The organism is Variovorax sp. 160MFSha2.1, assembly GCF_048305075.1.
Lineage (GTDB): Bacteria > Pseudomonadota > Gammaproteobacteria > Burkholderiales > Burkholderiaceae_C > Variovorax > Variovorax guangxiensis.
Window position 1 is genome coordinate 2861592 of record NZ_CP157624.1, and the last position, 25793, is coordinate 2887384.

General features: G+C 66.4%; 18 protein-coding genes. 10 read left to right on the top strand and 8 right to left on the bottom strand.

Features of this window, described 5'->3' with window-relative positions; translation table 11 throughout:
* Nucleotides 1–12: 12 nt before the first annotated feature.
* Nucleotides 13–726 carry a ribose-5-phosphate isomerase RpiA gene (gene rpiA, locus ABL838_RS12840; protein WP_418125550.1) on the top strand — a complete coding sequence of 238 codons (714 nt, stop codon included), beginning with the start codon at nt 13–15 and terminating at the stop codon, nt 724–726.
* Nucleotides 727–750: 24 nt separating this feature from the next.
* Here the strand turns inward: rpiA and ABL838_RS12845 are convergent, their stop codons facing one another.
* The 5 genes from ABL838_RS12845 to ABL838_RS12865 all read right to left on the bottom strand — a co-directional run bounded on the left by ABL838_RS12845 (nt 751) and on the right by ABL838_RS12865 (nt 7720).
* Nucleotides 751–1410: a glutaredoxin family protein gene (locus tag ABL838_RS12845; RefSeq protein WP_184638619.1), complete on the bottom strand. Its 660-nt coding sequence runs from the start codon at nt 1408–1410 to the stop codon at nt 751–753.
* 30 nt (nt 1411–1440) lie between these two features.
* Nucleotides 1441–3489 (bottom strand): M3 family metallopeptidase, encoded by a 2049-nt coding sequence (locus tag ABL838_RS12850; protein ID WP_418125552.1) that lies wholly within the window; start codon nt 3487–3489, stop codon nt 1441–1443.
* A 130-nt stretch (nt 3490–3619) separates the two neighbouring features.
* A complete protein-coding gene (gene folD, locus ABL838_RS12855) occupies nt 3620–4471 on the bottom strand; it encodes a bifunctional methylenetetrahydrofolate dehydrogenase/methenyltetrahydrofolate cyclohydrolase FolD (RefSeq protein ID WP_126018763.1) in 852 nt (283 codons plus the stop codon).
* A gap of 79 nt (nt 4472–4550) precedes the next feature.
* Nucleotides 4551–5183 (bottom strand): response regulator transcription factor, encoded by a 633-nt coding sequence (locus tag ABL838_RS12860; protein ID WP_012747279.1) that lies wholly within the window; start codon nt 5181–5183, stop codon nt 4551–4553.
* Nucleotides 5180–7720 (bottom strand): PAS domain S-box protein, encoded by a 2541-nt coding sequence (locus ABL838_RS12865; RefSeq protein ID WP_126018766.1) that lies wholly within the window; start codon nt 7718–7720, stop codon nt 5180–5182. Before ABL838_RS12865 ends, ABL838_RS12860 begins: the two co-directional genes overlap by 4 nt.
* A gap of 197 nt (nt 7721–7917) precedes the next feature.
* Here ABL838_RS12865 and aceE point away from each other — a divergent pair, with 197 nt between their 5' ends.
* The 4 genes from aceE to lpdA are packed head-to-tail and all read left to right on the top strand — an operon-like array spanning nt 7918 to nt 14770.
* The gene (gene aceE / locus ABL838_RS12870; RefSeq protein ID WP_126018769.1) at nt 7918–10632 is read left to right on the top strand and encodes a pyruvate dehydrogenase (acetyl-transferring), homodimeric type; all 2715 of its coding nucleotides are present in this window, start codon (nt 7918–7920) and stop codon (nt 10630–10632) included.
* Between the two features lie 57 nt (nt 10633–10689).
* Nucleotides 10690–12357 carry a dihydrolipoyllysine-residue acetyltransferase gene (gene aceF, locus ABL838_RS12875; protein ID WP_418125553.1) on the top strand — a complete coding sequence of 556 codons (1668 nt, stop codon included), beginning with the start codon at nt 10690–10692 and terminating at the stop codon, nt 12355–12357.
* Nucleotides 12354–12947, top strand: coding sequence for an MFS transporter (locus tag ABL838_RS12880; protein ID WP_369658477.1), 594 nt, complete (start codon nt 12354–12356; stop codon nt 12945–12947). Before aceF ends, ABL838_RS12880 begins: the two co-directional genes overlap by 4 nt.
* Nucleotides 12944–14770: a dihydrolipoyl dehydrogenase gene (lpdA, locus tag ABL838_RS12885; protein ID WP_418125554.1), complete on the top strand. Its 1827-nt coding sequence runs from the start codon at nt 12944–12946 to the stop codon at nt 14768–14770. The genes ABL838_RS12880 and lpdA overlap by 4 nt, the downstream gene beginning before the upstream one ends.
* Nucleotides 14771–14858: 88 nt before the next feature.
* On the opposite strand, the gene ABL838_RS12890 is transcribed toward lpdA, so the two are convergent.
* Nucleotides 14859–15434: a C40 family peptidase gene (locus ABL838_RS12890; RefSeq protein ID WP_126018778.1), complete on the bottom strand. Its 576-nt coding sequence runs from the start codon at nt 15432–15434 to the stop codon at nt 14859–14861.
* 241 nt (nt 15435–15675) lie between these two features.
* Here ABL838_RS12890 and ABL838_RS12895 point away from each other — a divergent pair, with 241 nt between their 5' ends.
* Nucleotides 15676–16806 (top strand): PQQ-dependent sugar dehydrogenase, encoded by a 1131-nt coding sequence (locus ABL838_RS12895; RefSeq protein WP_418125555.1) that lies wholly within the window; start codon nt 15676–15678, stop codon nt 16804–16806.
* A 1-nt stretch (nt 16807) separates the two neighbouring features.
* On the opposite strand, the gene ABL838_RS12900 is transcribed toward ABL838_RS12895, so the two are convergent.
* Both ABL838_RS12900 and ABL838_RS12905 read right to left on the bottom strand, forming a co-directional pair.
* Nucleotides 16808–17608 carry an alpha/beta hydrolase gene (locus tag ABL838_RS12900; protein ID WP_418125556.1) on the bottom strand — a complete coding sequence of 267 codons (801 nt, stop codon included), beginning with the start codon at nt 17606–17608 and terminating at the stop codon, nt 16808–16810.
* Nucleotides 17609–17618: 10 nt separating this feature from the next.
* Nucleotides 17619–19241 carry a 4-hydroxyphenylacetate 3-hydroxylase family protein gene (locus tag ABL838_RS12905; protein WP_418125558.1) on the bottom strand — a complete coding sequence of 541 codons (1623 nt, stop codon included), beginning with the start codon at nt 19239–19241 and terminating at the stop codon, nt 17619–17621.
* A 112-nt stretch (nt 19242–19353) separates the two neighbouring features.
* Between ABL838_RS12905 and ABL838_RS12910 the strand changes: the two genes are divergently transcribed.
* The 4 genes from ABL838_RS12910 (at nt 19354) to ABL838_RS12925 (ending at nt 25750) form a co-directional block, all read left to right on the top strand.
* A complete protein-coding gene (locus tag ABL838_RS12910) occupies nt 19354–20025 on the top strand; it encodes a TetR/AcrR family transcriptional regulator (RefSeq protein ID WP_418125560.1) in 672 nt (223 codons plus the stop codon).
* A gap of 18 nt (nt 20026–20043) precedes the next feature.
* Complete coding sequence (locus ABL838_RS12915; protein WP_184638599.1) at nt 20044–20646, top strand: isochorismatase family protein; 603 nt, start codon at nt 20044–20046, stop codon at nt 20644–20646.
* A 122-nt stretch (nt 20647–20768) separates the two neighbouring features.
* Nucleotides 20769–22676, top strand: coding sequence for a propionate--CoA ligase (locus ABL838_RS12920; protein WP_418125561.1), 1908 nt, complete (start codon nt 20769–20771; stop codon nt 22674–22676).
* A 197-nt stretch (nt 22677–22873) separates the two neighbouring features.
* On the top strand, nt 22874–25750 hold the full coding sequence (locus ABL838_RS12925; RefSeq protein WP_369658468.1) for a 2-oxoglutarate dehydrogenase E1 component: 2877 nt from the start codon (nt 22874–22876) through the stop codon (nt 25748–25750).
* The last annotated feature ends 43 nt before the right edge of the window (nt 25751–25793 follow it).

The window sequence follows — 25793 nt, forward strand, 5'->3', positions numbered from 1 at the left end:
GGATTGTCCGTGATGACCGCACCCGCCTCCCCAACCCCCTCCAAACTGCTTTCCCAGGACGAACTCAAGGCCCAGGTCGGCCGTGCCGCGCTGGCCTACGTGGTCAAGGGCGAAATCGTCGGCGTGGGCACCGGCTCGACGGTGAACAAGTTCATCGACGCGCTGGCCACGATCAAGGACGAGATCAAGGGCGCGGTCTCCAGCTCGGTCGCCTCGACCGAACGCCTGCGCGCGCTGGGCATTCCGGTGTTCGACAGCAACGAGGTGGAGGAACTGTCGGTCTACATCGACGGCGCCGACGAGATCGATCACCGCGGTTTCATGGTCAAGGGCGGCGGCGCCGCGCTCACGCGCGAGAAGATCGTCGCGGCGCAATCGCGCAAGTTCGTCTGCATTGCAGATGAGTCGAAGCTGGTGCAGGTGCTGGGCGCGTTCCCGCTGCCGGTGGAGGTGATCCCGATGGCCGCGCAACGCGTGATGCGCCAGTTCGCGGCCATGGGCGGCATCGCCCAGGTGCGCGAGAAGGACGGCCTGCCGCTGGTGACCGACAACGGCCAGCACATCGTCGACGTGACGGGGCTGCGCATCACCGATCCGCTGGCATTCGAGTCGACCGTGAGCCAATGGCCGGGCGTGGTGACGGTCGGCGTCTTCGCGCACCAGAAGGCCGACGTGTGCCTGCTGGGCACTGCGGCCGGCGTGAAGACGATGGAGTTCGCGGCCTGAGGTTGAAGCCCAGGCCGTGGGGGCCTAGAACTTGATGCCGGCCGGGTTGCTCGGCGTCGGCTCGCTCGAGGCCGGAGGCGGTGGTGCGGGTTGCGCGGCCGGGGCGGGCGCTTCGGCCCCCCGGGGCGCCGGCGTCGCCTGCTGAGCCACCAGCGGCCGGACCGGGCCGTTGCGGTAGCCCGCGGGCAGGCTGTTGCTCTTGGGATAGCCGGCCGCGTCGAGGTACTGCGACCATTCCACGTCCGAGAAGCCCTTGAGCTGCTGCGAACCGATCGTCAGCAGCGGCAACGCATTCTGGTTGCTCAGGCGCTGCAGGGCTTCGATGTCCGCGTTGCTCTTGACGGTTCGTTCCTCGAAAGGAATGCCGCGCGTCGTGAGCAGGGTGCGCGCCGCGCCGCAGGGGCCGCATTCGTCCCCGCTGTAGAGGGTGACGGGATAGCGCTGCGCCACCTGGCGCAGTTCATAGGGCAGGCCGGCGGCGTTGGCGCCGGAAGGGGCCGTCGCGCCTTGCTGGCCGGCCGACGCCGGCTCGGTGCTCGCGCTCGGGGCGCGGTCGGAGAAGGTGACCTTGCCGTTCTTGTCCACCTGGCGGTAGATGGGTTGCGCCATCGCGCCCGCGGCAACGAGCACGAGGGCAAGGCCGGTCAGGCGATGCAATGGTGAGATTTTGTAAATCGTATGCATCGCCCGAGTATCGCAAGCTTCAGCGCCGCATCAAGCGGGCTGGGCCTGCGCCATGCCCTGGTGTCGCAGCAGCGCATCAAGCTGGGGCTCGCGGCCTCGGAACGCCTTGAACGAGTCCATCGCGCTGCGGCTGCCGCCAGCCTCCAGGATGGCCTGGCGGTACTTGCGGCCGGTCTCGATGTTCGGCTCGCCGTCGGCGCCCACGGTTTCCTCGAAGGCCGCGTAGGCATCGGCGCTCAGCACCTCGGCCCACTTGTAGCTGTAGTAGCCGGCCGCATAGCCGCCCGCGAAGATGTGGCTGAACGTGTTTGGTGTACGGCTGAAGGGCGGCGACGGCATCACCGCGACTTCGGCACGCACGCGGCCCAGCAGGGCCATCACTTCGCCGGGCTTGGCGGTGGCGACGTGGTACTCGGTGTGAAGCAGCATGTCGAACAGCGAGAACTCGATCTGGCGCAGCGTCTGCAGGCCGCTCTGGAAGTTCTTGGCCGCCGTCATCTTGTCGAAGAGGGCGCGCGGCAGCGGCTCGCCGGTGTCGACGTGGGCCGTCATGTGCTTGAGCACGTCCCACTCCCAGCAGAAGTTCTCCATGAACTGGCTCGGCAGTTCGACCGCATCCCACTCGACGCCGCTGATGCCCGAGACGTCGCGCTCGTTCACCTGCGTGAGCATGTGGTGCAGGCCGTGGCCGAACTCGTGGAAGAGGGTGGTCACGTCGTCATGCGTGAGCAGCGGCGGCTTGCCATCGACGCCGCTGGCGAAGTTGCACACCAGCTGAGCGACGGGCGTCTGCAGCACGCCGTTGTCGGGGCGCAGCCAGCGGGCGCGCACGTCGTCCATCCAAGCACCGCCGCGCTTGGCTGCACGGGCGGAGGGGTCGAGGTAGAACTGGCCGACCTTCTGGCCGGCGCGCTCGATGCGATAGAACTCCACGCTCGGGTGCCAGGTGGGCGCCGAGTCGCGGCGGATCGACACCTCGAACAGCGTCTCGACGATCTTGAACAGGCCGGCCATGACCTTCGGCGCCGGGAAGTACTGCTTCACCTCCTGCTCGCTGAAGGCATAGCGCGCCTCCTTGAGCTTCTCGCCGATGTAGCTCCAGTCCCAGGGCTGCGGATCGGTGATGCTCAGCTGCTCGGCCGCGAAGACGCGCAGGTCGGCAAGGTCGCGCTCGCCGTAGGGCTTGGCCTTGGCAGCGAGGTCGCGCAGGAACTTCACGACCTGCTCGGGCGACTCGGCCATCTTCGGCACCACCGACAGCTCGCCGTAGTTCTTGTAGCCCAGCAGCCCGGCTTCTTCCTCGCGCAGCGCGAGGATCTCGGTGATGAGGGACGTGTTGTCGAAAGCCGGGTCGCCGAACTCGCTGGCGCGCGTGACGTAGGCGCGGTAGAGCTTCTCGCGCAGCGCGCTGCTCTTTGCGAACTGCATCACCGGCAGGTAGCACGGCATCTTCAGCGTGAGCTTGTAGCCTTCCTTGCCGTCGGCCTCGGCGGCCGCGCGCGCGGCGCTCACCACATCCTCGGGCACGCCTTCGAGCTCACCGAGAGCGGCGTAGTAGGCGAAGGCGTCGGTCGCGTCGAGTGCGTTCTCGCTGAACTTCTGGCTCAGCTCGGCCAGGCGTTCCTGGATGTCGGCGAAGCGCTTCTTGGCCTCGCCCTGCAGCTCGGCACCGCCCAGCACGAAGTTGCGCACCGCATTGCTGTGGGCCTGGCGCTGCTCGGCATTGAGCGTCGTGGCGTCGATGGCCTTGTACTTGGCGTACAGGCGCTCGTCGGAGCCCAGGCGGGTCCAGAAGGCGGTAACGCGCGGCATGGCCTCGTTGTAGGCGGCGCGCAGCTCGGGCGTGTCGGCCACGGCGTTGAGATGGCCGACGGCGCCCCAGGCGCGGCTGAAGCGCTCGGAAGCCACGTCGAGCACCTTGGAGATCGCGTTCCAGTCAGCGGGAAAGTCGGGCGCGGTGACGGTCTGCAGCGCGGCCTCGGCATCGGCCAGCAGTGCATCGACGGCAGGAGCGACGTGCTCGGGCTTGACTCGGTCGAACAGCGGGAGATCGGTGAAATCGAGAAGCGGGTTGGTCATATGGGGGATCCTGTTCGAACGTGGCGAGACCATTTTTCGGGTGCCACCGCGGAACCGGCTCTGCCGGGCCGCCGGTGGCGCCCCTCGAGGGGAGGCGGCTACACGAAGTGAGCAAGCAACGGGGTGGTTCTCATGTTGCGGCGCGCTCGGCCGCTTCAAGGGTGTTGACCAGCAGCATGGCGCGCGTCATCGGGCCGACGCCGCCGGGCACGGGCGTGATCCAGCCGGCCACTTCCTTCACGCCGTCGAAGTCGACATCGCCGGCGAGCTTGCCGTCGGGCCGGCGGTTCATGCCCACGTCGATGACGACCGCGCCGGGCTTCACCATGTCGGCAGTCAGCAGGTCGAGCTTGCCCACCGCGGCGACGATCACGTCGGCCTGGCGCGTGATGGCGCCCAGGTCCTTGGTGGCGCTGTGGCAGATGGTCACGGTGGCGCTCTTGGCGAGCAGCATCATGGCCATCGGCTTGCCGACGATGTTGCTGCGGCCGATGACCACCGCATGCTTGCCGCGCAGGTCGTAGCCGATCGATTCGAGCATCTTCATGCAGCCGTGCGGCGTGCAGGGCCAGAAACCGGGAGCGCCGGTCATCAGCGCGCCGGCGCTGGCGACGTGGAAGCCGTCGACGTCCTTGGCCGGAGAAATCGTCTCGATGACCTTCTGGCTGTCCATGTGCCTGGGCAGCGGCAACTGCACCAGGATGCCGTGCACCTTCGGGTCGTCGTTGAGCGTGCGGATGCGGGCCAGCAAGTCGGCCTCGCTCATGTCGGCGGGGTAGGTCTCCAGCGTGGCGTCGAGGCCGGTCTGCGCGCTGTCGTTGACCTTGTGCTTGGTATAGACCTGGCTGGCCGGGTCCTCGCCCACGAGGATGATGGAAAGGGCAGGGTTCACGCCACGGGCCTTGAGCGCCGCGGTGCGGCCGGACACCTCGGCGCGGATGGTTTTGGCGAGGGCGTTGCCGTCGATCAGTTGGGCGGTCATCGGTTTCGATTTTCCAAGTAAAAACGCCCGCTTTCGCAGGCGTGGGGTTCATTCGTCGCTATCGGGCGGATAGCTGTTTCTAGGCCTTGGCTGCTGGCGCCGCCTGCCCCAGCGCGATCTTGAGCAGATCGGCCACGGTGTTGGCGTTGAGCTTTTCCATGATGTTGGCGCGGTGCGCCTCGACCGTCTTGATGCTGATGCCCAGGTCGTCGGCGATCTGCTTGTTCAGGCGGCCGGCGACGATGCGTTCGAGCACCTGCGCCTCGCGGCCCGTAAGCTTGGACAGCAGCGCGTCGCGGCTGGCCGACTGCTGGTGCTGCGTGAAGGCGCCGCGCGCATGTTCGAGCATGCGCTCGACCAGCGTGACGAGTTCCTCGTCGTTGAAGGGCTTCTGAATGAAGTCCATCGCGCCCTTCTTCATGCTGTCGACGGCCATCGGCACGTCGCCGTGGCCGGTGATGACCACGATCGGCAGCGGGGAGCGTCGCTCGATGAGCCGGTCTTGCAATTCAAGGCCGGTCATGCCCGCCATGCGGATGTCGACGATCAGACAGGCGACTTCGCGCGGGTCGTATCGGGAGAGAAAGGATTCGGCGGAATCGAAACAGCGGACTCTGTAGTCCTTGCCTTCGAGCAGCCATTGCAGCGAATCGCGTACGGCTTCGTCGTCGTCGACGACATAGACCGTGCCCTTCTTCGGAATCAAACTCATGCAGGTACCTTTGCCTCGTCGCTAGCTACGGAACTGATAGCGTCCAACACCGGAATCCAGAAGGAAAAACGGCATCCGATCACATCCGGGCCATTGTAGATGTTCTCCGCCTGCATCCGGCCGCGGTGCGACTCTACGATGGTGCGGCACAAATTGAGCCCGATGCCCATGCCCTCGGGCTTGGTGGAGAAGAAGGCTTCGTAGAGCCGGTCCATCACTTCCGGGGCCAAGCCCTTGCCGGTGTCCTGCACCGAGAACTCGATGGCGTTGTGCCCCTCGATCACCTTGGGCAGCACCCGCAATTCCACGCTGCGACGCGCCAGCGGGCGGTCGGCGAGGTCGATGGATTCGGCGGCATTCTTGAGCAGGTTGACCATCACCTGCTCGATGAGGATCGGGTCGACCCGCACCACCGGCAGCCGCGCCGCCACGTAGTGGTTAAGGCGCACGTTGCGCCGGCGCAGCTCGATGCCGGCGAGCTCGACAGCCTCGCTCACCATGGTGGCCACGTCGGCCGGCGTGCGGTTGGGCTCGCTGCGCTTCACGAAGGAGCGGATGCGCTGGATGATCTGGCCCGCGCGCTGGGCCTGCTTCGACGTCTTCTCGAGCGCGGCGAGCAGGGCGTCGTTGTCGATCGACTGGCCCTTGATGCGCGACATCATCCCGTTGCAGTAGTTGGTGATGGCGGTCAGCGGCTGGTTGAGCTCGTGCGCCACGCTGGAGGCCATCTCGCCCATGGTGATGAGGCGGCTGGCGGCCTGGGCCTTGTCGGCCTGCGCGGCGGCCTGCTCCTCGGCGTCGCGGCGCGGCGTGATGTCGGTGGCGATCACCAACTGCGCGAGGCGGCCGTCCACCCAGGTCAGGTAGCGCGAGCGCACTTCGAGCCACTTGCCGAGGTGGGGCACGAAGATCTCGTTGTTGGCGGTCTGTGCGGCGGTGAGGGTGTCGATCGGCAGGCCGGCGTACGGGTCGACGTCGTCCAGGCCCTCGTCGTGCGCGTTCGACGCGGGCACGCCGGCCTGCGCGACCATGCCGAGGTGGCCCACGGTGTCGGAGCCGAACCAGAGCCGGTACAGCTTGTTGGCGAACAGCAGCTCCTCGCTGCCGATGGGGGCCACCGACACGGCCGCGTCGAGCGCTTCCAGCACGGTGGTGAAGCGCTCGTAGGAGGCCGAGAGCTGCTCGCGGATGCGCGTGGGCTCGGTGATGTCGGTCATCGACGTCATCCAGCCGGTCTGGTGGCCGCGCGCGTCGATCAGCGGCGACACATAGAGGCGGGCGTTGAACACGCTGCCGTTCTTGCGCTTCACCCGCACCTGGAAGCCACCGGGCAGGGCGCGGCCATGCAGTTCTTCTTCGAGCCGTTCGTTCATCACCTCGCGATCGGATTCGAGCCAGTAGGGGAAGGGCGGCGACTGGCCGACCAGTTCTTCCTCGCTCCAGCCGGTCATGGCGCAGAAGGCGGCGTTGACGTAGGTGATGCGGCCCTGCAGGTCGAGCACGCGCATGCCGGTGAGCATGGAGTTCTCCATCGCCCGGCGGAAGTTGGTCTCGGCCACCAGCCGCTGCTGCGCCTGCAGGCGGCGGCGCGTGTGGCGCCAGGTGCCGATCAGCATCCAGCTGGTGAGCACGCTCAGCGCGCAGACCAGCCAGAAGAGCCCGTTGCCGACCACGCCCTGCGAAGTGCGGTAGGCCTGAGCCCGCAGCACCAGCGCATTGCCGACGGGCGACACTGGCACTTCATATTCGTTGGTCCGCTCCGACCAGGGCAGCAGGCGCGTGCCGCTTTCCTTGAGGTTGGCGGTGTTGCCGGCGATCACATGCCCCTTGGCGTCGAGCAGCGACACCGCGTAGCGCGCCTGCACCTCGGAGGGCATGCCGTAGCGCAGCAGGCCGTCGACCGAGAACTCGCCCAGCACCACGCCGGCGAACAGGCCCTGGTCGAAAAGGGGAATATGGAGCTGGAGCATCGCCGGCGGGTCTCCGCCGGCCACGGGCTGCGAGAAGACGGGCTGGCGCAGTTCGCGGGCCAGCGCATAGTTGCTCTCGATGTCGCCAGGGCGCAGCACGTCGCCGATCAGGTGCTGCTGCGCCGGGTGCACGCTGGGCGCCGCGTAGCCGGCCTTGAAGCGGCGGCGGTCGTCGATCCAGGTGATGGTCTGCAGCTCTGGGAACTGGCTCACCAGCGACTCGGCGCGGCTGGTGAATTCGATCGGGTCGATCTCGCGGTTGGAGGCGTCGCGCGCGATGCGCATCAGCTGCTCCTGCCGCTCCAGCAGCCGCAGGCGCATGCGCTGCTGCGCGTATTCGACGTCGCGGCGCACAGATTCCTGCTCGCGCTCGACCTCCTCGGTGCGCAGGTACCAGAAGGCGGAAACGATGGCGGCGAGGAACAGCAGCACGGCCGCCATCGGCGCGAGCATCGCGACCGCGTCCTGCAGGACCGGTGTCTGGCGTCGCCACCACCTGCGCCACCAGGACAGCGGCGAGGCGTTCACGGCACTGCGGGCAACCGCCAGCGGGGAGGAGAGAGGCATGGGGCGGATTCTAGGCTTGCCCCCTCGGCTTGCCATGTCCCGTGCGGACATCCGTTCCTGCTCTGATTTCTTTTGAATTTCACATTGGAAAATCAATGAGCACTATTTGAAATTGCGATGTTTCTATGAGAAACTCCGCCGCGTTCGCTGCACAGCGCACTTAAATTACTGCCACAGCCCTAAAAGGAGACACAAGCATGTCGGCAAATCCCGAGAACCTGTTCGGCTCGGCCGCTAACGACGCGGACGCCCAGGAGACCCGTGAATGGATGGATGCACTGTCTTCCGTCATCCAGAGCGAGGGGCCTGAGCGGGCTCACTTCCTTCTCGAGCAGCTGCTCGAACATGCCCGCCAGAACACGGTCGACATGCCGTTCTCGGCCAACACCGGCTACGTCAACACCATCGAACCCTCGCAGGAAGCCCGAAGCCCCGGCAACCTCGAGATCGAACAGCGCCTGCGCGCCTACATGCGCTGGAACGCGATGGCCATGGTGGTCAAGGCCAACCGCCACCATCCGGCAGAAGGCGGCGACCTGGGCGGCCACATCGGCTCCTTCGCTTCGCTGGCCAGCATGTTCGGAGCCGGCTTCAACCACTTCTGGCACGCCGAGAGCGAGAACCATGGCGGCGACCTGCTCTACATCCAGGGCCACGTTTCTCCAGGCATCTATGCCCGCGCCTATCTCGAAGGCCGCCTTTCCGAAGAGCAGCTGCTCAACTTCCGCCAGGAAGTCGACGGCAAGGGCCTCTCCAGCTACCCCCACCCCAAGCTGATGCCGGAGTTCTGGCAGTTCCCCACCGTGTCGATGGGCCTGGGCCCGCTGATGGCCATCTACCAGGCGCGCTTCCTCAAGTACCTGCACGCACGCGGCATCGCCAACACCGAGAACCGCAAGGTCTGGGTCTTCTGCGGCGACGGTGAAATGGACGAGGTCGAATCGCTGGGCGCCATCGGCCTGGCTGCGCGCGAGAACCTCGACAACCTGATCTTCGTCATCAACTGCAACCTGCAGCGCCTGGACGGCCCGGTGCGCGGCAACGGCAAGATCATCCAGGAGCTCGAAGGCGAGTTCCGCGGCGCCAACTGGAACGTCGTCAAGCTGGTCTGGGGCAAGGGCTGGGACGCCCTGCTCGAGAAGGACCACGACGGCGCGCTGCGCAAGATCATGATGGAGTGCAACGACGGCGACTACCAGTCGTTCAAGGCCAACGACGGCGCCTACGTCCGCAAGAACTTCTTCGGCCGCGATCCGCGCACGCTGAAGATGGTCGAGCACATGACCGACGACGAGATCTGGAACCTGCAGCGCGGCGGCCACGACTCGCAGAAGGTGTACGCCGCCTTCCACGCCGCGCAGAACCACAAGGGCCAGCCCACCGTGCTGCTCGTGAAGACCGTCAAGGGCTTCGGCATGGGCAAGATCGGCGAGGGCAAGAACACGGTCCACCAGACCAAGAAGCTCGGCGACGAGGACATCAAGGCCTTCCGCGACCGCTTCAACATCCCGATTCCCGACAGCCAGATCGCCGAGCTGCCGTTCTACAAGCCGGCCGACGACACGCCGGAAATGAAGTACCTGCATGAGCGCCGCAAGGCCCTGGGCGGCTACCTGCCGCACCGCCGCGTGAAGAGCGACGAGAGCTTCACCGTGCCCGCGCTCGACACCTTCAAGGCGGTGCTCGAACCCACGGCCGAAGGCCGCGAGATCTCGACCACCCAGGCCTACGTGCGCTTCCTCACGCAGCTGCTGCGCGACAAGGCGCTCGGCCCGCGCGTCGTGCCCATCCTGGTGGATGAGGCCCGCACCTTCGGCATGGAAGGCCTGTTCCGCCAGGTCGGCATCTACAACCCGCACGGTCAGCAGTACACCCCGGTCGACAAGGACCAAGTCATGTACTACAAGGAAGACAAGGCCGGCCAGATCCTGCAGGAAGGCATCAACGAAGCCGGCGGCATGTCGAGCTGGATCGCTGCCGCGACCTCGTACAGCACGAACAACCGCATCATGGTGCCGTTCTACGTGTACTACTCGATGTTCGGCTTCCAGCGCATCGGCGACCTGGCATGGGCTGCCGGCGACATGCAGGCGCGCGGCTTCCTGCTGGGCGGCACCTCGGGGCGCACCACGCTGAACGGCGAAGGCCTGCAGCACGAAGACGGCCACAGCCACATCCTGGCCAACACCATCCCGAACTGCGTGAGCTACGACCCGACCTTCGCGCATGAAGTCGGCGTGATCCTGCACCATGGCCTCAAGCGCATGGTCGAGAAGCAGGACAACGTCTACTACTACCTGACGCTGCTCAACGAGAACTACGCGATGCCCGGCCTCCAGCCCGGCACCGAAGAGCAGATCATCAAGGGCATGTACCTGTCGAAGCAGGGCCCCGCGCTGAAGGCCAAGGCACCCACGGTGCAACTGCTGGGCAGCGGCACGATCCTGCGCGAGAGCTTTGCCGCGCAGGAGCTGCTCGAGAAGGACTGGGGCGTGTCGGCTTCGGTGTGGAGCTGCCCGAGCTTCAATGAGCTGACCCGCGACGGCCAGGACGCCGACCGCTGGAACCTGCTGCACCCCGACCAGACCCCGCGCGTTCCCTTCGTGGCCGAGCAGCTGGGCGCCACGACCGGCCCGGTGGTGGCATCGACCGACTACATGAAGGCCTATGCCGAGCAGATCCGTCCCTTCGTGCCGAAGGGCCGCAACTACAAGGTGCTGGGCACCGACGGCTTCGGCCGCAGCGACTTCCGCAACAAGCTGCGCGAGCACTTCGAGGTCAACCGCCACTACATCGTGGTGGCGGCGCTCAAGGCGCTGAGCGAAGATGGCACCGTGCCGGTGGCCAAGGTGGTGGAAGCGATCAAGAAGTACGGCATCAATGTCGACAAGGTCAACCCGCTCTACGCCTGATCCCCAATCAACAACCAATCAACGAACGAACGGCGCCTGACGGCGGGAGACAACGATATGGCAGCAGTGGAAGTGAAGGTGCCGGACATCGGCGATTTCGATGAAGTCGCGGTGATCGAGGTGCTCGTGAAGGTGGGCGACACGGTGAAGGCCGAGCAGTCGCTCATCACGGTCGAATCGGACAAGGCGTCGATGGAGATCCCGTCGTCGGCCGCCGGTGTGGTCAAGGAACTGAAGGTCGAAGTCGGCAGCAAGGTGAAAGAGGGCTCGGTGGTCCTCGTGCTCGAGGCCGAGGGAGCGGGTGCTGCGGCGGCTCCGGCCCCTGCGCCTGCAGCGGCTCCCGCGGCCGCCGCGCCTGCGCCCGCACCGGCCCCTGCGGCCGCGCCGGCGGCTTCGGGCCCGGTCGATGTCAAGGTGCCCGACATCGGCGACTTCAAGGACGTCGCCGTCATCGAAGTGCTGGTGAAGCCGGGCGACACGATCAAGGCCGAGCAGTCGCTGATCACGGTCGAGTCGGACAAGGCCTCGATGGAGATTCCGTCGTCGGCCGCCGGCGTGCTCAAGGAACTCAAGGTCAAGGTCGGCGACACCGTCAACATCGGCGACCTGATCGCCGTGCTCGAAGGCGCGGCTGGCTCCGCTGCCCCGGCCCCCGCGCCGGCTGCAGCCGCCGCTGCTCCGGCCACCGCCACGGCCAGCGCTCCTGCGCCGGCCGCGGCACCCGCGCCTGCAGCCGCTCCCGCGACGGCAGCACCGGCCCACAACCCGACGGTCGCGCCCACCGGCAAGCTGCCGCACGCCTCGCCCTCGGTGCGCAAGTTCGCCCGCGAACTCGGCGTGCCGCTCGAAGAGGTCAAGGGCTCCGGTCCCAAGGGCCGCATCACGCAGGAAGACATCCAGAGTTTCACCAAGGCGGTGATGAGCGGCCAGGCCAGCACCAAGGCCTCGGCGGCCAAGGCTCCGGCCGGTGGCGGTGGTGCCGACGGCGCGGCGCTGGGCCTCATCCCGTGGCCCAAGGTCGACTTCACCAAGTTCGGCACGGTCGAGCGCAAGGAGCTGTCGCGCATCAAGAAGCTCAGCGGCGCGAACCTGCACCGCAACTGGGTGATGATCCCGCACGTCACCAACAATGACGAGGCCGACATCACCGAGCTCGAAGCCTTCCGCGTCTCCACCAACAAGGAGAACGAGAAGTCGGGCGTGAAGGTGACGATGCTGGCCTTCGTCATCAAGGCGGTGGTCGCGGCCCTGAAGAAATTCCCCGAGTTCAACACCAGCCTGGACGGCGACCAGCTCGTCTACAAGCAGTACTACCACATCGGCTTCGCGGCCGACACGCCCAACGGCCTGGTGGTGCCCGTGCTGAAGGACGCCGACAAGAAGGGCATCCTGCAGATCAGCGCCGAGATGGGCGAGCTCGCCAAGAAGGCGCGCGACGGCAAGCTCGGCTCGGCCGACATGCAGGGCGGCTGCTTCTCGATCAGCTCGCTCGGCGGCATCGGCGGCACGCACTTCACGCCGATCATCAACGCGCCCGAGGTGGCCATCCTCGGCCTGTCGAAGAGCGCGATGAAGCCGGTGTGGGACGGCAAGCAGTTCGTGCCGCGCCTGACGCTGCCGCTGTCGCTGTCGTACGACCACCGCGTGATCGACGGCGCCCTGGCTGCGCGTTTCAACGCCTACCTGGGCCAGGTGCTCGCGGACTACCGTCGAATCCTCCTATGACCACGGTAGTGGCCGTCCGCAAGGGCGGCCAGGTCACGATGGCAGCGGATTCTCTGGTGACCTTCGGCGACACGCGGCTCTCGCACCGCGCCGAGACGAACCAGAAGATCTTCACCGTCGAGGACGCGGCGGGCACCAGCCTGTTCGCGCTGGCCGGCGCCGCCGCGCACTTCCTGGTGCTGCAGCACGCGCTGGCCGCGCAGCCGCGCGAGCAGTTGCTGTTCGGCAGCAAGCACGAGATATTCCGCACCTTCACGATGCTGCATCCGGTGCTCAAGGACTCGTTCTTCATGCAGACCAAGGAAGACGACCACGAGCCCTACGAGTCGAGCCAGTTCACGATGCTGATGGCCAACCACAGCGGCATCTACGGCATCTACAGCTACCGCGAGGTGTTCGAGTTCAAGGAGTTCTGGGCCATCGGCTCGGGACGCAGCTTTGCGCTCGGCGCCATGCACGCGGCCTATGACATCAAGTCGCGCACTTCGCGCGAAGTGGCGGAGGCGGGGATCGCCGCCGCCTGCGAATTCGATCGCAATTCGGCCCCACCGGTCGACGTTCTCACACTCAAACTGAAAGTGTCCAAATGAGCGAACAACAAATCAAGGTGCCCGACATCGGCGACTTCGACGAAGTCGCGGTCATCGAGGTGCTGGTCAACGTCGGAGACACGGTCAAGGCCGAGCAGTCGCTGATCACGGTCGAATCGGACAAGGCCTCGATGGAGATTCCGTCGTCCGCCGCCGGCGTGGTGAAGTCGCTCGCGGTGAAGGTGGGCGACAAGGTCAGCGAAGGTTCGGTGGTGCTGACGCTGGAAGTCGACGGTGCCGCGGCACCCGCGGCCGCCGCGGCTGCGCCTGCCCCGGTGGCTGTCGCTCCCGCGGCGAAGGCTGCAGCACCCGCACCGGCCCCTGCCGCGCCGGCCGTGGCTGTGTCCAGCTACGGCGGCAAGGTCGACGTCGAGTGCGACGTGATCGTGCTTGGCGCCGGCCCCGGCGGCTACTCGGCCGCCTTCCGTGCCGCCGACCTCGGCCTGAAGGTCGTGCTGATCGAACGCTACGCCACCCTCGGCGGCGTGTGCCTGAACGTCGGCTGCATCCCGTCGAAGGCGCTGCTGCACGTGGCTTCGGTCATGGACGAGGTCAAGCACTTCGCCGACCTCGGCGTGAGCTTCGGCGCGCCCACGGTCGACCGCGCCAAGCTGCTCGGCCACAAGAACAAGGTGGTGGGCAAGCTCACCAGCGGCCTCACGGCCATGGCCAAGATGCGCAAGGTGACGGTGCTGCGCGGCGTCGGCAACTTCATCGACCCGCACCACATCGAGGTCGAGGAAACCTCCGGCACCAGCTGGGACACCACCGGCAACAAGCAGACCGTCAAGTTCCGCAGCGCGATCATCGCGGCCGGCTCGCAGGCCGTGAGCCTGCCCTTCATGCCGAAGGACCCGCGCGTGGTCGACTCGACCGGTGCGCTGGAGATGGGCACCGACCCCAAGCGCATGCTGATCCTGGGCGGCGGCATCATCGGCCTCGAAATGGGCACGGTGTATTCCACGCTGGGCGCGCGCCTGGACGTGGTCGAAATGCTCGACGGCCTGATGCAGGGCGCGGATCGCGACCTGGTGAAGGTCTGGCAGAAGATGAACGCGCCGCGCTTCGACAACATCATGCTCAAGACCAAGACGGTCGGCGCCGAGGCCACGAAGGAAGGCATCAAGGTCACCTTCGAGGGCGAGAACGCCCCGAAGGAGCCGCAGGTGTACGACCTTGTGCTTCAGGCCGTGGGTCGCAGCCCCAACGGCAAGAAGATCGGCGCCGAGAAGGCCGGCGTGACGGTGAGCGACCGCGGCTTCATCCCGGTCGACATCCAGATGCGCACCAACGTGCCGCACATCTTCGCCATCGGCGATATCGTGGGCCAGCCCATGCTGGCGCACAAGGCGGTGCATGAAGCGCACGTCGCGGCCGAAGTCATCGCCGGCGAGCTGAAGGGCGACAAGGAGCTTTCGAGCGCCGCCTTCAACGCTCGCGTGATTCCGAGCGTGGCCTACACAGACCCCGAAGTGGCGTGGGTCGGCCTGACGGAAGACCAGGCGAAGGCCGAAGGCATCAAGATCAAGAAGGGCCATTTCCCGTGGACGGCTTCGGGCCGCGCCATCGCCAACGGCCGCGACGAAGGCTTCACCAAGCTGCTGTTCGACGCCGAGACACACCGCATCCTGGGTGGCGGCATCGTCGGCACGCATGCCGGCGACATGCTGGGCGAGATTGCGCTGGCCATCGAGATGGGCGCGGACGAAATCGACATCGGCAAGACGATCCACCCGCACCCGACGCTGGGCGAGAGCATCGGCATGGCGGCGGAAGTGGCGCACGGCACCTGCACGGACCTGCCGCCGCAGAAGAAGGGCTGAGAAGCCGAAAAGAGCGCCCGTCGATCGGGCGCCCATAAAAAATCCCGCCTAGGCGGGATTTTTTTCGTCCTTGATCAGGAAGCGAGGCTCAGTTGCCGGTGTTCGCGACGGCCGCAGCCTTCACTTCGTCCGCCGATCCGCCCATTACGCGGCGCGCGCCGTCGAAGCGGCGCTGCCAGTAGCTGCCATTCATGTCTTCGACACGAACCTGGGCGCCCGAGCGGGGGGAGTGGATGAACTTGCCTTCACCGACGTAGATGCCGACATGGCTGAAGGCGCGGCGCATGGTGTTGAAGAACACGAGGTCGCCGGGCTTGAGCTGGCTGCGGTCGATCTTCTCGGTGGCTGCGGCTTGCTCTTCGGCGCGGCGGGGGAGCATGTGGCCGACCGTCTCGTTGTACATGGCGCGGACGAAGCCGCTGCAGTCGAAACCCGATTCGGCGGTGTTGCCGCCACGGCGGTAGGGGACGCCGAGAAATCCGATGGCGGTGACGACCAGATCGGAGGTGCGTTCCGTGACGGTTTGACGAACCTGCTTGAGTTGTCCGATCAGGCCTTTGTCGGCAAGCATTCGTGCCAACTCGTCATCGGTTTTTTCCTGTTGGGGGGCTGCATGGACTGCAACGGCAAAGAGGAGGGATGCGGGTAGGACGAAAAAACGCATGGCGCGTAGGATATTGATGACGCGCGGTTATGTCAATTTAAACAGAATTAGCGGATCCCTCTGTAAGTCGTTGATTTACATAGAAAATTCCGATCCGGTCAAAGAAAAAATGTAACGGCGAACGTTTATGGTCCATAAACGGTTGACGGCCGAAAGGCCTTGGAACCTCGGGTGGATCGGTGCTCACGCTGGATTCGGTCGCTATTTCTCGTCAAGATCGCCTCAACTTCACGGAAAAGCCATGAACTTGCCGCGCTTGCCTCTTCCCTCATCCCATTGTCGTTGGGCATTTGTCACAGTAATCGGGTTCTGCGGACTCGCCGCCGCGCAGCCGCGACCCGAAACCGTGGCGACAGGGCTCGAAAACCCATGGGGCGTCACCTTCCTTTCGGGCGGCCGTTTCGTGGTGACCGAGCGGCCGGGCCGCATGCGGCTGGTCGGTGCCGACGGCAAGATCGGTGCACCCATCGCAGGCCTGCCGCCCATCGCGGCGGGCGGGCAGGGCGGCCTGCTCGACGTGCTCGCCGACTCCGGCTTCGAAAGGAACCGCACGCTGTATTTCTGCTTCTCCGAACCGGATGCCGGCGGCTCTGCCAACAGTACGGCGCTGGCGCGCGCCAACCTGTCGGCCGACGGCACGAGGCTGGAGGAGCTGAAGATCATCTTTAGCCAGCAGCCCAAGGTGGCGAGCCGCGCCCACTTCGGCTGCCGCATCGTCGAGGCGCGCGACGGAACGCTCTTTCTCACGCTCGGCGACCGCTTCAGCCGCAAGGAAGACGCGCAGAAGCTCGACAACCACCTGGGCAAGATCGTGCGCATCGGCAAGGATGGCTCGGTGCCCAAGGACAACCCCTTCGTCGCCAAGGCAGGCGCGCTGCCCGAGATCTGGAGCTACGGCCACCGCAACGGGCAGGGCGCCACGCTCGCGCCCGACGGCCGCCTCTGGATGACGGAGCACGGCCCGCAAGGCGGCGACGAAATCAATATTCCGCAGGCCGGCCGCAACTACGGCTGGCCCGTGATCACCTACGGCGAGAACTACGGCGGCGGAAAGATCGGCGACGGCATCACGGTCAAGGAGGGCATGGAGCAGCCGCTGCACTACTGGGTGCCGTCGATCGCGCCATCGGGCATGGCCTTCCTGACCAGTGACCGCTACGGCGCCGCCTGGAAGGGCAACCTGTTCGTGGGTTCGCTGAAGTTCGGCTACCTGGATCGCATCGAACTCAAGGGCGGCAAGGTGGCGGCCGAGCACAAGCTGCTTGCCGAAGGCCGCGCCCGCATCCGCGACGTGAAGCAGGGGCCGGACGGACTCCTCTACGTGCTGACCGACGAGGCCGACGGCAAGCTGCTGCGCCTGCGGCCGAACTGATTCAGCCGGGGCAGCCTGGCAGCGGCAATGTCGGCAGCATCCGGCGCCAGAGCCGGTTCCATTCGGGCCAGTCGTGGCCGCCTTCGGTCGTGAAGACGCGTTCGGGCGGCAGCACGCCCGCCAGCAGCCGGTTGCTGAAGGCAAAACGGTCGTCCACGCCATAGCCCAGATACAGCGGCGGCCGTGCGCCCGCCGTGTCCGTGAAGCCCGCATAGCCGCGCAGCCATTGCCAGAGCTGCGTTTCGTTGGGTGTCCGGGGAGGCTCGGCGGCCGGGTCGGTCAGCGGCCCCTTCCATTTGGCGAGCCCGCCGGCGTTGGCGATGTCCGTGCCGAGCGCGCGCTCGCCGAGGTAGGGGGCCAGCGTCACCAGCCCTGCGAGATCGCCGGGGTGCGTCTGCGCATAGAGCATGCCGCCGAAGCCGCCGAGGGAAATGCCGACGAACCAGATGTGGCGGTAGCCCTGGCTGCGCGCCGGCGCCACCACGTCGGCGTCCAGGCGGTCGAGGATGGTCTTGTCGTTGAAGTAGCCGAGATGGGCGTCGACCAGCATCACGTCCGCCGCGATGCGGTTTTCGGCGACCGCGCGGACGAAGCCCTCGCGCTCGAACTCGTCTGGCGTCGAATAGGCGCCCGGCAGCATGACCAGCAGCGTGTCGACCTTCCCGCGCGCGCAACTGCTCTTTTCGAGCGAGGTCGTCATCGGCGCCGTGGTCTTGCGCACCGCACCGCAGGCCGTGACGAGGAGGGCGGCGCCGATTCCCAGCGCGGCGAGGCAGAACCGTTTCGAGAAGAGCTTCTTCATCCGCCGGAGTCTAGGCGCGCCGCGAGACGGGCAGCTCGATCATCACGGCCTGGCCGGGCGTGGTGCAGCCGGTGTCGCAGCACTTGCCGGGCTGGCGGTTGCGGGTGATCGCGCGGGCCGGGTCGTGCGGCGCGGCGGCGGGCGAGCCATCGGCCGCGATGCCGCGCTCCAGGATGCGTTCGACCAGCTCGACCTTGGAGCCGACCGGGTAGTTGCGCCAGATCTCCTGCTTCATCGCCGCGGGCGAGCCGCCGCCGTGCAGGCTGATCACGCTGTACCAGCCGCCCTGGTAGCCGGCCGTCAGGTCCTCGATGAAGCGGGCGGTCTCGATGCGCTGCTCGTAGGGAATGGCCGGGTTGGCGCGCAGCACGTCGGACAGGCGGGCCGCGGTCTCGGGGTTGTGGTCTTCGTCAGGGCCGGGCAGGGTGACGATCAGGCCGCCGCTCACGTAGTGCGCAATGCGGTGCATGTCGTAGATCTTCGTGGCCAGCAGCAGCTTGCCGATGTTGCTGAACACCGGGTCGGGCATGAACACTTCGCAGTGCTCATCGGCCTTGCCATAGACGCTGGCCGCCACGCCGCAGGCGAAGAAGCTCTCGGTGATGGTGATGAGCTCCACCATCTGCTCACGCAGGTGGCTTTCCTTGCCCGGGTCGAAGCCGTTGGCCTCGCACATCAGCGCCCCCGCACCGATCAGCAGGTCGCCGAAGCCGGCGCGCGCGCCGATGCAGCTGTGGCGGTGGTGCGTGGCGTAGCTGTAGGTCAGGTGGCCGGAATGCTCCCACTCGCCCGCGTAGAACACGCGCTCCCAGGGCACGAAGACGCGGTCGAACATGCACACGCCGGTGCTCTGGCCGTACTTGCGGCTGAAGAGGGCGTCGCCGTGCTCCAGTTTCTCGCCGGGCCGGCCCGCCGGTCGCGCGACGATGGTGAGGCCGGGCGCATCCAGCGGCACGGCGCAGCAGACGGCGAAGTCGGCGTCTTCCTTGCCCATGTTGCGGCAGGGCATGACCAGCAACTCGTGCACGTAAGGCGCGCCGGTCACGATGGCCTTGGTGCCCGAGATGACGATGCCGCGCGCGTTGCGTTCCACCACGTGCATGTAGCTGTCGACGTTCGCCTGCTCGTGCGGCCGGCGGCTGCGGTCGCCCTTGGCATCGGTCATGGCCACGCCCAGGGTCAGGTCCTGGTCCTGCACGCGGTGCAGGTACTCGTGGAAGCGCGCGGCGTGCTCGGTGCTGCCGCGCGCGTCGTCGATGCGGGCCGACACCTGGGCGATGGCGTTGAGCGCATCGTGCGTCAGGTAGCGCTGGGCGCAGCCTGTTTCCTGGCAGACCAGCCGCACGGCTTCGAGCTTGTTGAGCAGGTCGCCCGCGCTCGTGTTGATGTGGGACAGCCGGTTGACCCGCTTGCCGCTGGTGTGCTGCACGGCGGTCATCAGCGGCTCGTGCTCGCTCCTGCGGGCGTAGTCGTAGGTGAGGGCGATGGCATTGATGCCTGGCTGGAAGGCGGCTTCGTCGGCCACGCTGTCGACGCGGCGGCCGTCGACGAACACGGTGGGCTTGTAGCGGCGCAGCGATTCGCGGTAGTCGGCGCCGGACATGAGGGAGGTGCCGGGGAGTGGGGCGTTCATCGTGTCTGTCTCCTGATCGGATGGGTTTTATCAAGATTTAAACACTGTTCAATTTTTCAATCAATGATCAAAAAATTGGGCGTGCGATCAATCGAGGGCTATAGTCCCGTCCATGGAAGCCAAGACCCAGCGCCGCCAGGCGCTCAGCGACGCCCGCCGCGCCCTCGTGCTCGATGCCGCCCGCGCGGTCTTTCTGGAAGCCGGCATCGAGGGCGCCAGCGTTCGGGAGATCGCCAGGAAGGCCGGCTACACGCCCGGCGCCATTTATTCGTACTTCGAGAGCAAGGAGGCCATCTACGCGGCCCTGCTGAACGAGTCCATCCAGCGGCTGCAGGCCGCGGTGGCCGAGGCCTCCGCGCCGCAGGACGGCCCCGGCCAGGCCCTCGCCGCGAGGGCCCAGGCCTGGTTCGACTTCTATGCCGCGAACCCACGCGAGCTCGACCTGGGCTTCTATCTGGTGCAGGGCATGCGCCCGCGCGGGCTGACCAGCGAGCTCGACCACGAGTTGAACGACCATCTCTACCAGGCCCTGCGGCCCTGCGAAGAGGCGCTGCAGGACATGGGGCTGGACGCCGACGCAGCCCTGCGCGAGAACACCGCGCTCTTCGCGCACGGCGTCGGCCTGCTGCTGCTGCTGCACACGGGGCGCATCCGCATGTTCAGGCAGTCGGCCGACGCGCTGTTCAAGGCCTACGTGGCGCAGCTCGTGGAGCGCGTTGCCGGCGGCGCGCGCCAACCGGGTCTTTTCGGTGGTACGGTTCAGCCCGATTCAACCGATTCCTGAAAAAGAAAGAACCCGTTCATGCTGCTCGACGCCTCGCAATCCCAACTCGTCCTGGTCGATTACCAGGCGCGCCTGATGCCGGCGATCTTCGAGGGGGAAGCGGTCGCGCAGAACGCCGTGCGGCTCGGCAGGATGGCCAAGCTGTTCCAGGTGCCGGTGTTCGGCACCGAGCACAACCCCTCCAAGCTGGGCCAGAACCTGCCCGACATCCGTGCGCAATGCCAGCGCACCATGTCGAAGATGCATTTCAGTGGCGTGGAAGAGGGCCTGGGCGAGTGGCTGCGCGTGCCGGCCAAGGCACCGCAGGGCAATGCGCGCAGCCTGCCAAAGCACCTGCAGAAGCCCGCGGCGCCCGCCGAGGAGCGCAACAGCATCGTCATCGCCGGTTGCGAAGCCCATGTCTGCCTGCTGCAGACGGCGCTCGACCTGCTGGAAGACGAGTTCGAGGTCTGGGTCGTGACCGATGCCTGCAGCTCGCGCACCGAGCGCAACCGCGATGCCGCCTTCGACCGGCTGGCCGGTGCTGGCGCCGAGTTGGTGACGACCGAGATGGTCGGCTTCGAGTGGCTGCGTACGGCGGAGCATCCCGCGTTTCCTGAAGTGCTCTCGCTCGTCCGCTGAGCCGGGCGGCGGAGCAAAGCCGGGTTGCCCCGGCTGTCAGCTTGCTGCAAGATCGGTCTCCATAATTATGAATTCAGTTTTGGCGCCTGCCAGGACTGGACGAATAACAGGAGACAACCGAGATGAGCCGCTACGAAGAGTTCTATCGCCAATCCGTCGACGCGCCCGAGGCCTTCTGGGCCGAGCAGGCGAAGCTGATCGACTGGCAGACGCCCGCGCAACAGATCCTCGACGCCAGCCAGCCGCCTTTCGCGCGCTGGTTCGTGGGCGGCACCACCAACCTCTGCCACAACGCCGTCGACCGGCACCTGGCGGCGCGTGGCGACCAGCCGGCGCTGATCTTCGTGTCCACCGAGACCGGCGTAGAGAAGAGCTACAGCTTCGCCGAGCTGCACGCCGAAGTGCAGCGCACCGCCGCCAGCCTCCTCGAGCTGGGTGTGGGCAAGGGTGACCGCGTGCTCATCTACATGCCGATGATTCCGGAGGCCGCCTTCGCGATGCTGGCCTGCGCGCGCATCGGCGCCATCCATTGCGTGGTGTTCGGCGGCTTCGCCAGCGGCTCGCTCGCCACGCGCATCGAGGACGCCGAGCCCAAGGTGATCGTGAGCGCCGACGCGGGATCGCGCGGCAACAAGGTCATCGCGTACAAGCCGCTGCTCGACGAGGCGATCCGGCTGTCGAAGCACAAGCCATCGGCCGTGCTGCTCACCGACCGGGGGCTGGCGCCTATGGACCTGACGGCGGGGCGCGACCACCTGGCCGCCGAGCTGCGCCGCAAGCACCTCGACGCCAAGGTGCCCTGCACCTGGCTGACCTCTACCGACATCAGCTACACCATCTACACGAGCGGCACCACCGGCAAGCCCAAGGGCGTGCAGCGCGACGTGGGCGGGTACGCGGTCGCGCTGGCTGCGAGCATGAAGCACATCTTCGACGGGCGGCCCGGCGAAACCTACTTCTCGACCAGCGACATCGGCTGGGTGGTAGGGCACAGCTACATCGTCTACGGCCCGCTGATCGCCGGCATGGCGACGATCATGTACGAGGGCCTGCCCACGCAGGGCATCGACCGGCAGCCCGACGGCGGCATCTGGTGGCGCCTCGTCGAAAAGTACAAGGTCACGGTGATGTTCAGCGCGCCCACGGCGGTGCGCGTGCTCAAGAAGCAGGACCCGGCGCTGCTGAAGAAATACGACCTCTCCACGTTGCGCGCGCTGTTCCTGGCCGGCGAGCCGCTCGACGAGCCGACCGCACGCTGGATCAGCGAGGGCCTGGGCGTGCCGATCATCGACAACTACTGGCAGACCGAATCGGGCTGGCCGATGATCACCATCGCCAACGGCGTCGAGCCCAAGCCCAGCAAGTTCGGCAGCCCCGGGGTGCCGATGTACGGCTACCGCATCAGGATCGTGCACGAGTCCACCGGCGAGGAGTTGACCGGCGCGAACGAGAAGGGCGTGGTCGTGGTCGAGGGGCCGACCCCGCCGGGTTTCATGCAGACCGTGTGGAAGGACGACGCGCGCTTCGTCAACACGTACTGGAAGAGCGTGCCGGGCAAGATGGTCTATTCGACCTTCGACTGGGGCATCCGCGACGAGGACGGCTATTTCTACATCCTCGGGCGCACCGACGACGTGATCAACGTGGCGGGCCACCGGCTGGGCACGCGCGAGATCGAGGAAAGCATCTCGGGCCATTCCAACGTCGCCGAAGTGGCGGTGGTCGGCGTGGCCGATGCGCTGAAGGGACAGGTCGCAATGGCCTTCGTGGTGCCCAGGGACGGCAAGGCCGTGACCGATGCCGACGTGGCCCTCAAGCTCGAAGGCGAGATCATGAAGCTGGTGGCCGACCAGCTCGGTGCCCTGGCCCGGCCGGCCCGCGTGCGTTTCGTCTCCGGCCTGCCGAAGACCCGTAGCGGCAAGCTGCTGCGTCGGGCCATCCAGGCCGTCTGCGAGCAGCGCGACCCCGGCGACCTGACCACCATCGACGACCCCGCCACGCTGCAGCAGATCAAACAGTTACTTTCTTGAGCCGAATGAGCGGGGAATGAGCAACAGCGGGGGGTTGCGAAGCCGGGTTGGACCGTCATATGGTTGACGTGGCACAATGCCAAGGTACTCAGGCCCTTCCCCAGCCACAGTCGCATCCGCCAATCGGTTCAGCCGTGTCGCGGAAGGTTTCTTAAACCAGCTAGTGCTTCCCTCAGGGAAGCGAAGGTCAGCGGATCATGAGCGATTCTTCTACGCCCACGGCGTACACCGCCTATCAAGGCAACACGTACCTCTTCGGCGGCAATGCGCCGTACGTCGAGGAAATGTACGAAAACTACCTCGCCAACCCAGGCAGCGTTCCCGACAACTGGCGTTCGTACTTCGACGCGCTGCAGAACGTTCCCGCCGCCGACGGCACGAACACCCGCGACGTCCCCCACCAGCCGGTCATCAACGCCTTCGCCGAACTCGCGAAGCAGGGCACGACCAAGGTCGTGCAGGCCAGCGGCGCCGACTCCGAACTCGGCCGCAAGCGCACCGCGGTCCAGCAACTGATCGCCGCCTACCGCAACGTCGGCGCCCGCTGGGCCGACCTCGATCCGCTCAAGCGCGCCGAGCGTCCCTCCATTCCTGAACTCGAGCCCTCGTTCTACGGCTTCGCCGACGCCGACCTCGAGACGGTGTTCAACACCAGCAACACTTTCTTCGGCAAGGACACCATGTCCTTGCGCGAACTGCTCAACGCACTGCGCGAAACGTACTGCGGCACCATCGGCGCCGAGTACATGTACACCACCGACCAGAACCACAAGCGCTGGTGGCAGCAGAAGCTCGAGAGCGCCCGCACCAATCCCAAGCTGAACGCCGACCAGAAGAAGCGCGTTCTCGACCGCCTGACCGCGGCCGAAGGCCTGGAGCGCTTCCTCCACACCAAGTACGTCGGCCAGAAGCGCTTCTCGCTCGAAGGCGGCGAGAGCTTCATCGTCGCGATGGACGAACTCATCAACCGCGCCGGTGAGAAGGGCGTGCAGGAAATCGTGATCGGCATGGCCCACCGCGGCCGCCTGAACGTGCTGGTGAACTCGCTGGGCAAGATGCCTGCCGACCTGTTCGCCGAGTTCGACCACACTGCCCCCGAAGAGCTGCCCAGCGGCGACGTGAAGTACCACCAGGGCTTCAGCTCCGACGTCAGCACCCCTGGCGGCCCGGTGCACCTGTCGCTGGCCTTCAACCCCTCCCACCTCGAGATCGTCAACCCGGTCGTCGAAGGCTCGGTGCGCGCCCGCATGGACCGCCGCGGCGACAAGGAAGGCGACTCGGTGCTGCCGGTGCTCGTGCACGGCGACGCCGCCTTCGCCGGCCAGGGCGTGGTCATGGAAACGCTGGCGCTGGCCGAAACCCGCGGCTACTACACCGGCGGCACGGTCCACATCGTCATCAACAACCAGATCGGCTTCACCACCAGCGACCCGCGCGACAGCCGCTCGACGCTGTACTGCACGGACATCGTCAAGATGATCGATGCGCCGGTGCTGCACGTGAACGGCGACGATCCCGAAGCCGTGGTGCTGTGCATGCAGCTCGCGCTGGAGTTCCGCCAGGAATTCAACAAGGACGTGGTCATCGACATCGTCTGCTACCGCAAGCTGGGCCACAACGAGCAGGACACCCCCTCGCTCACCCAGCCGCTGATGTACAAGAAGATCGCCCAGCACCCCGGCACCCGCCGCCTGTACGCAGACAAGCTGGCCGCGCAAGGCCTGGGCGAGACGCTCGGCGACGACATGGTCAAGGCCTACCGCGCCGCCATGGATGCCGGCAAGCACACCATCGACCCGGTGCTGACCAACTTCAAGAGCAAGTACGCGGTCGACTGGAGCCCCTTCCTCAACAAGAAGTGGACCGACGCCGGCGACACCGCCATCCCCACCACCGAGTGGAAGCGGCTGGCCGAGAAGATCACAACCGTGCCGCAAGGCTTCACCGTGCACCCGCTGGTGAAGAAGGTGCTGGACGACCGCGCTGCCATGGGCCGCGGCGACGTCAACGTCGACTGGGGCATGGGCGAGCACATGGCCTTCGCCTCGCTGGTGGCCAGCGGCTACCCGGTGCGCCTGTCGGGTGAAGACTCCGGCCGCGGCACCTTCACGCACCGCCACGCGGTGCTGCACGACCAGAACCGCGAGAAGTTCGACGAAGGCACCTACGTGCCGCTGCAGAACGTGGCCGACAACCAGGCTCCGTTCGTCGTCATCGACTCCATCCTCTCGGAAGAAGCGGTGCTGGCCTTCGAATACGGCTACGCCTCGAACGACCCGAACACGCTCGTCATCTGGGAAGCGCAGTTCGGCGATTTCGTCAACGGCGCGCAAGTGGTGATCGACCAGTTCATCGCCTCGGGCGAAGTGAAGTGGGGCCGCGTCAACGGCATCACCATGATGCTGCCGCACGGCTACGAAGGCCAGGGCCCCGAGCACAGCTCGGCCCGCCTGGAGCGCTTCATGCAGCTGGCCGCCGACGCCAACATGCAGATCGTGCAGCCCACCACGGCCAGCCAGATCTTCCACGTGCTGCGCCGCCAGATGGTGCGCAGCCTGCGCAAGCCGCTGATCATCATGACGCCGAAGTCGCTGCTGCGTAACAAGGACGCGACCTCCCCGCTGTCCGAGTTCGTCAAGGGCGGCTTCCAGACCGTGATCCCCGACAGCCGCGACCTGAAGGCGGAGAAGGTCAAGCGCCTGATCGCTTGCTCGGGCAAGGTCTACTACGACCTGGCCAAGAAGCGCGAGGAGAAGGAAGCCGACGACGTGGCGATCATCCGCGTCGAGCAGCTCTATCCGTTCCCGCACAAGGCATTCGCCGCCGAGATCAAGAAGTACCCGAATCTCGTCGACGTGGTGTGGTGCCAGGACGAGCCGCAGAACCAGGGCGCCTGGTTCTTCGTGCAGCACTACATCCACGAAAACATGCAGGAAGGCCAGAAGCTCGGCTATTCCGGCCGTGCCGCCTCGGCATCGCCGGCGGTGGGCTACTCGCACCTGCACCAGGAACAGCAGAAGGCGCTGGTCGACGGCGCGTTCGCCAAGCTCAAGGGCTTCGTGCTGACCAAGTAAACCTGTCCTCTTTCACACGAACACCCTGAAGAACAAATCGGAG

What these genes read in the sequence shown, in the direction of transcription:
- rpiA (WP_418125550.1), top strand. Translation starts at nt 13, where the DNA reads ATGACCGCACCCGCCTCCCCAACCCCCTCCAAACTGCTTTCCCAGGAC.
- ABL838_RS12845 (WP_184638619.1), bottom strand. Translation starts at nt 1,410, where the DNA reads ATGCATACGATTTACAAAATCTCACCATTGCATCGCCTGACCGGCCTT.
- ABL838_RS12850 (WP_418125552.1), bottom strand. Translation starts at nt 3,489, where the DNA reads ATGACCAACCCGCTTCTCGATTTCACCGATCTCCCGCTGTTCGACCGA.
- folD (WP_126018763.1), bottom strand. Translation starts at nt 4,471, where the DNA reads ATGACCGCCCAACTGATCGACGGCAACGCCCTCGCCAAAACCATCCGC.
- ABL838_RS12860 (WP_012747279.1), bottom strand. Translation starts at nt 5,183, where the DNA reads ATGAGTTTGATTCCGAAGAAGGGCACGGTCTATGTCGTCGACGACGAC.
- ABL838_RS12865 (WP_126018766.1), bottom strand. Translation starts at nt 7,720, where the DNA reads ATGCCTCTCTCCTCCCCGCTGGCGGTTGCCCGCAGTGCCGTGAACGCC.
- aceE (WP_126018769.1), top strand. Translation starts at nt 7,918, where the DNA reads ATGTCGGCAAATCCCGAGAACCTGTTCGGCTCGGCCGCTAACGACGCG.
- aceF (WP_418125553.1), top strand. Translation starts at nt 10,690, where the DNA reads ATGGCAGCAGTGGAAGTGAAGGTGCCGGACATCGGCGATTTCGATGAA.
- ABL838_RS12880 (WP_369658477.1), top strand. Translation starts at nt 12,354, where the DNA reads ATGACCACGGTAGTGGCCGTCCGCAAGGGCGGCCAGGTCACGATGGCA.
- lpdA (WP_418125554.1), top strand. Translation starts at nt 12,944, where the DNA reads ATGAGCGAACAACAAATCAAGGTGCCCGACATCGGCGACTTCGACGAA.
- ABL838_RS12890 (WP_126018778.1), bottom strand. Translation starts at nt 15,434, where the DNA reads ATGCGTTTTTTCGTCCTACCCGCATCCCTCCTCTTTGCCGTTGCAGTC.
- ABL838_RS12895 (WP_418125555.1), top strand. Translation starts at nt 15,676, where the DNA reads ATGAACTTGCCGCGCTTGCCTCTTCCCTCATCCCATTGTCGTTGGGCA.
- ABL838_RS12900 (WP_418125556.1), bottom strand. Translation starts at nt 17,608, where the DNA reads ATGAAGAAGCTCTTCTCGAAACGGTTCTGCCTCGCCGCGCTGGGAATC.
- ABL838_RS12905 (WP_418125558.1), bottom strand. Translation starts at nt 19,241, where the DNA reads ATGAACGCCCCACTCCCCGGCACCTCCCTCATGTCCGGCGCCGACTAC.
- ABL838_RS12910 (WP_418125560.1), top strand. Translation starts at nt 19,354, where the DNA reads ATGGAAGCCAAGACCCAGCGCCGCCAGGCGCTCAGCGACGCCCGCCGC.
- ABL838_RS12915 (WP_184638599.1), top strand. Translation starts at nt 20,044, where the DNA reads ATGCTGCTCGACGCCTCGCAATCCCAACTCGTCCTGGTCGATTACCAG.
- ABL838_RS12920 (WP_418125561.1), top strand. Translation starts at nt 20,769, where the DNA reads ATGAGCCGCTACGAAGAGTTCTATCGCCAATCCGTCGACGCGCCCGAG.
- ABL838_RS12925 (WP_369658468.1), top strand. Translation starts at nt 22,874, where the DNA reads ATGAGCGATTCTTCTACGCCCACGGCGTACACCGCCTATCAAGGCAAC.